This window comes from Psychrobacter sp. Sarcosine-3u-12 (assembly GCF_002836005.1).
GTDB lineage: Bacteria > Pseudomonadota > Gammaproteobacteria > Pseudomonadales > Moraxellaceae > Psychrobacter > Psychrobacter okhotskensis.
In genome coordinates this window covers 1-530 of sequence record NZ_PJBY01000047.1, presented here as the reverse complement: position 1 = coordinate 530, position 530 = coordinate 1, and the positions used below count along the sequence as shown (strand labels likewise).

The window sequence follows — 530 nt, the reverse complement described above, 5'->3', positions numbered from 1 at the left end:
CGCTTATCGGCATAAGAATTATCAAGACTTAGCAGCTTTTAGCTACTGTGCCGCTAAGCAAGAGAGGTACTATGGCTTTGAAGGCCATTTGCTTGTTAACTTATCGGGCATGATTAAAGGCTTTACCTTTGCTCCTGCCAATGTTGATGAAAGAGCGGTTGCCCCAGAAATCACCACTCATATTCATGGGCTACTTGGCGCTGATAAAGGGTATATCAGCCCTAGTCTGACATCGTACTACGACGCTCAAGGCGTGGATTTACAAACGCCACTCAGAGCCAACATGAAAGAGGATAGACCCAAACCTGTGGTAAGGCGGCTAATGAAAGCCCGCCGTATCGTTGAAACAGTCATTGGTCAGCTATCAGAACGATTTAATATACAAAGGGTACGAGCAAGAGATTTATGGCATTTGTCTCATCGATTGATTCGTAAGATTCTTTCACACAATCTGTGCTTTGTACTCAACAAAAAACTTGGTAATCCGCCTCTTCAGTTTGATTTGCTTATTTCAAGTTGAGAGTGGGGTA

1 protein-coding gene is annotated in these 530 nt (G+C 43.6%); it reads left to right on the top strand.

Annotation, left to right across the window (positions count from 1 at the left end):
- Positions 1–520 (top strand): IS982 family transposase (locus CXF65_RS01085; RefSeq protein ID WP_157823984.1); only part of this gene is annotated, 520 nt, incomplete at its 5' end.
- Between the last annotated feature and the right edge of the window lie 10 nt (positions 521–530).